This is a genomic window from Ruoffia tabacinasalis, assembly GCF_005864045.1.
GTDB lineage: Bacteria > Bacillota > Bacilli > Lactobacillales > Aerococcaceae > Ruoffia > Ruoffia tabacinasalis.
In genome coordinates, this window is the sequence record NZ_VBSP01000078.1 from 1 (window position 1) to 4,909 (window position 4,909).

General features: G+C 43.7%; 3 protein-coding genes. 1 reads left to right on the forward strand and 2 read right to left on the reverse strand.

The genetic code is table 11. The features are described from left to right. Positions 1-355: 355 nt before the first annotated feature. Complete coding sequence (locus FEZ33_RS11820; protein ID WP_138405570.1) at positions 356-1,327, reverse strand: nuclease-related domain-containing protein; 972 nt, start codon at positions 1,325-1,327, stop codon at positions 356-358. A 136-nt stretch (positions 1,328-1,463) separates the two neighbouring features. Between FEZ33_RS11820 and FEZ33_RS11825 the strand changes: the two genes are divergently transcribed. Continuing rightward, a complete protein-coding gene (locus FEZ33_RS11825) occupies positions 1,464-3,434 on the forward strand; it encodes an ABC-F family ATP-binding cassette domain-containing protein (protein ID WP_138405571.1) in 1,971 nt (656 codons plus the stop codon). A gap of 413 nt (positions 3,435-3,847) precedes the next feature. On the opposite strand, the gene FEZ33_RS11830 is transcribed toward FEZ33_RS11825, so the two are convergent. Next, entirely contained in the window at positions 3,848-4,528 is a 681-nt protein-coding gene (locus tag FEZ33_RS11830) for a hypothetical protein (RefSeq protein ID WP_138405572.1), read from the reverse strand. Positions 4,529-4,909: the final 381 nt, after the last annotated feature.

The following is a 4,909-nucleotide window of genomic DNA, read 5'->3' on the forward strand; positions in this document are numbered from 1 at the left end:
ATGACGGATTGTCTACAAATATTTAGTCTTTATACCTTTGAGTCTACGATTATTATGACAGAAATAAACTTAGTTCACGAATGAAATGAGTGTGGCTCAGATTGTCCACGTTCATAGGACCAGTATAGTTTGTGAAAATTGGTGATTTTTGTCGGAAACGAGCACTCGAATTTTTTTCGAATGATTGTTTAGTCCGAATCGAGCACTCGAATTATTTTTGAATGATCGTTTAGCCCGAATCGAGCACTCGAATTTTTTTCGAATGATCGTTTAGTCCGAATCGAGCACTCGAATTCATTTCGAGTGCTTGTTTAGCCGGAATCGAGCACTCGAATTTTTTTCGAGTGCTCGTTTATCACGGAATATCCCGGAATCGGAATTTTAGATCATCAAATGCGTCTTCCATCCGCTTCATTGGGTTAATATAGTCAGCGGTCCGGCCGCGGCTATGTACTTTGAAATATTTCTTTAGGACGTGTCGGATTGTATTATGAATGCCTTTCGTATCTTGGTAATAGTTTAGGGTTCTTCGAGTCAGCGGCTGGTCATAGTCTAGGATTGCTAAGTCGCATAGGGTTCGCAACACTGCTTTTTCTTTTGACTCGCGGTAGCCACATGATCGGCAGACGACGTGATATTTTTCGGTTCCAACATCGATCTTGTGACCACCGCACCCGCAGCACACAATTCCTCGGTAGATCTGCGTTTTGTCAATATCTACTGGGCGCACTTTTGGGAATTTCCGGCGGCTCGCTCGCTTCATTAATTTTACCGCCACTTCTTCGGGGCGCCATTTTGCTCCGTAGGTTTCTTTTTCCAATTCTTTAAAATACTTCTTGATTTGCCACCGCTTTAAATACAAGCCTTCGGCGCGTGAATCTGAGATTTGGACGGTGTCTTCTTCTTGAATGAAAACTAATTTTGTTTCGACTTCAGTCCGAATGCCCATTTCATCTAAAAGTGCTTCAAGAATTTCTCCCGCTCGTTTCATTTGGGTAAAGTAGTCTCTGGATAACTTCCACCCATTAGTGGTCCAAACGCCGTCGTGGTACTGATATTGGCTTAATAAATTTTTCACTTCAAACATGCGAATTGCGTTATTTGAAATAAGTAGTGCGTCAATTTGGGTTTCGCCGTAACGCATTTCAAAGGCTAGATCGGTCAGTAGTAGCATTTTGTTCGGCAAGACTTCGCTCACTATTTTCTCAAATTGAACTTCGCCTTGATACCCGCTTTGCATCTTTTCTAAGTGTCTTTGGTTCTCGCCGGTTAATTCGTATCTTTGAGACATAATTTCAAAATAAGCTAACTCGATTGATTTTTTCATTTTATATCACTCCTTAAAATTCCTTCTATATATAGATACGTAATTTAGGGCAGTTTCCATTTTATTATTTTATATTTTGTGAAATGTGTGTGTGTGGGCTATAATAATTAGGAGTTCAAATAGAAGGAGTCATCGAATGATTTTACTACAAGCTAATGACGTTGCGCGTCGCTTTGCTGATGTGACGCTGTATGAGAACGTTTCATTTAATATCCAAACGAATGACCGCATTGCTCTTGTTGGGCGAAATGGTGCGGGAAAATCAACATTAATAAGTCAAATTATGAAAACAGAACCGATTTCTGCAGGGGAAATTACACGCTCACGCGATTTGCGGGTGGGTTATTTAGAGCAGCATGTATCGATTGATTCAGACCGCTCGATTTGGGAGGAGATGTTACATGTCTTCTCGGATACCTTGGCCTTGCGCGAAAAGGCGGAGGTGGCAGCTGAGCGAGTGGCTGAGTTGAGTGAGGATTGGGAATCGAAGGAATATCAAAATGCCTTAAGTGCCTATGATCAGATTCAACAACAGTTGGCAGAATCGAACGCCTATGGGGTTGAGTCGGAAATTCGGACGGTCTTACATGGCTTTCAATTTTATGAGGAAGATTACGACCGCCCTGTTGAATCGCTATCGGGTGGGCAAAAAACTAGACTCGCTTTGGCGCGTATTTTGCTAATGTCTTATGATCTTTTGATCTTGGATGAGCCGACTAACCACTTGGATATGCAGACACTGAATTGGCTGGAGGGCTACTTGCGTGGTTACCGGGGTGCGCTGTTGATTGTGTCGCATGACCGCTACTTTTTAAATCGGGTGGCCAATCAAGTTCTCGAGTTGAGTAACAATACGTTGCATACGTATAAAGGGAATTATGATTTTTATTTAAAAGAGAAAGCACTGCGGATGGAACAAGAGTGGAAAGAATACCAGAAGCAACAAATTGAGATTGAGAAATTGGAAGACTTTGTTGCAAAAAATATTGTCCGAGCGTCTACGACGAAACGTGCGCAGAGTCGCCGGAAAAAATTAGAAAAAATGGATCGTATCGAAAAACCGAAGCAAGATGCAAAAGCACCGCGAATTGAGTTCAGTGCGATTCGCGACAGCGGAAACCGTGTGATTGAAACGCGCGACTTGACGATTGGTTATGAAGAGCCGATTGCTAAAACTATAAATATGGACTTGCGTCGCCAAGATGCGATTGCGATTGTAGGGCCAAATGGGGTCGGAAAGACGACTTTCTTGAAGACTATTTTACAACAAATCCCAGCGCTTTCTGGGGAGGTTATTCTCGGAAGTAATGTCGACATTGGTTACTATGACCAAAATGTGAATCAGTTAGATGGAAATCAAACTGTGTTGGAGACACTGTGGAAAGCGCACGATACAACCGATGAATGGAAAGTGCGTTCGATTTTAGGGAGTTTCTTGTTTAGTGGCGAGACGGTTGAGAAGAAAGTGTCGATGCTCAGTGGTGGCGAAAAGGCCCGCCTGAGCTTGGCACTGCTGGCGACCGATCATGACAATACTTTGTTATTAGATGAGCCGACCAACCACTTAGACATTGATAGTAAGGAAGTTCTGGAAGAAGCGTTAATTGATTACGACGGCACACTACTGTTCGTGTCGCACGACCGTTATTTTATTAACCGCATTGCGACCAACATTTTGGAAATATCACCTGATGGCGCGTCGCTTTATTTAGGTGATTATGATTACTATATTGAGAAAAAACGTGAGTTAGAGGAAATCGAAGCTTTACGTGAGCAGGATAGTCAGGACGAGGCCACTCCTAATAAGGAAATGTCTCAAAACCAGTTCACTTATGAAGAAACAAAAGCTTTGAAAAAGGACTTGCGGAAACTTCAAACTAAAGTCGATGAGGCGATGACAGAAAGTGAAGCCATGGATGCCTTGATCACAAAGCTTGAAGCGGACATGATCAGGGCGAATGAAGCCAATGACCAACCTGAGTTAGCTGATTTGAATAAAAAATTGATTCAAGCCAACGAGCGCCAAACCAATGCGCTGGAAACTTGGGAAGAGGCAAGTATTGAACTTGAGGCTTTCATGGAAGAGCATCCGGGAATTGAGATTTAGATATAGTACGGGAAAAACACCAAACTTTGTGAGAAGTTTGGTGTTTTTTGTTGAGAGTTATTGGTTGCGGGGCGTCGTGAGCGGGCACGACGCTACGGAAATTGGCTTGCGGAGTGTCGTGAGCGTGCGCGACGCTACGGAAATTGGCTTGCGGAGTGTCGCGGGCGTGCACGACACTACGCATTCGGATTTGCGGGGCGTCGCGGGCATGCACGACACTACGCATTTGGATTTGCGGGGCGTCGCGGGCATGCACGACACTACGCATTTGGATTTGCGGGGCGTCGCGGGCATGCACGACACTACGCATTTGGATTTGCGGTACGTCGCGGGCATGCACGACGCTCCGCAAATCCCGAAAATACTTCTAAGGTTATATTTTCCCAGAGGTTTTTTGGTTTCATTTTATAAAATTACGGGACAACCCAGCCTTTCACAATCCCCCGCGCTTGAAGTTGAGCAGCGGTTACGCCTGCCTTATCGGCCATATGATTTTCCGCTTGGCTTGGGACAATATACTCATCAAGCAGGACTCGCGATTTTTCCACAAATCCGAGCTCAATGAAGCGCGGATCTGCTACTTGATATTGTGTCCCGATTCGCACAGCCTGGTTAACTTCATCGGAGAATCGCACCCAGGCCTGACTCACAACATACTCGCTCCCGCCAATTCGAAAGACGTACCCGCCTTGTTGCGTCGCTCCTAAATATTCAACCGGCTCGCTGACAAACATTTTCTCGTAAAAATCAACCGCTTCAAATCCTTCATCAAAATACCCATCCCGGTAAGCCTTCATTTCCATAGCTTGGTACGGCATATCAATCATGAAAAATGTTCGTTTGAAGTTGCGAATTGCGGCAGACTCTTTACTCGCTTGCTCAATTAAATCACCGTATTGAGAATATCCCCGAACAACTCCTACCCCAAATATTGTGAAAGCGATAAGGGTTAGAATGAGTATTATTTTTGGGATTAATAAATTAACATAATACAGACAGGAAACTAGTAAAATAGAGAGAATAATTACGACTAATAAACCCCAAGCAAAATATCCATAATAAAATTGCTCCATCGCTATCCATTGTTCGTACATATTAGCCCCCTCTTGAATTTAGTTACTTTATTTTAATACATTCTGGATAAAAATTCTATTGAAACATGCGATTGGCTAGTGGGTTTGGGCGTCGCGGATCGGCGCCATGAACCGTAAACATGGATACGGAGTGTCGTGAGTCAGCACGACACTACGGAAATTAGCTTGTGGAGTGTCGTGAGCAAGCGCGACGCTACGTATTCGAATTTGCGGTACGTCGCGACGCCTCTCGACGCCCCGCATGCTACAAAAAATGTCAAGTCCATAATCTTGTGTAAAAGTCTCAATGTAGTTATATCATCTGGTCATCATGCACATTACACTTGTAAGAATGTCCGAGCGTTATTTTCCCAATTTTCGTGGAAATCAATTAATATCGAA

Bases quoted from the DNA above. Each gene is read 5' to 3' on its own strand.
- FEZ33_RS11820 (WP_138405570.1), bottom strand. From the start codon at position 1,327: ATGAAAAAATCAATCGAGTTAGCTTATTTTGAAATTATGTCTCAAAGA.
- FEZ33_RS11825 (WP_138405571.1), top strand. From the start codon at position 1,464: ATGATTTTACTACAAGCTAATGACGTTGCGCGTCGCTTTGCTGATGTG.
- FEZ33_RS11830 (WP_138405572.1), bottom strand. From the start codon at position 4,528: ATGTACGAACAATGGATAGCGATGGAGCAATTTTATTATGGATATTTT.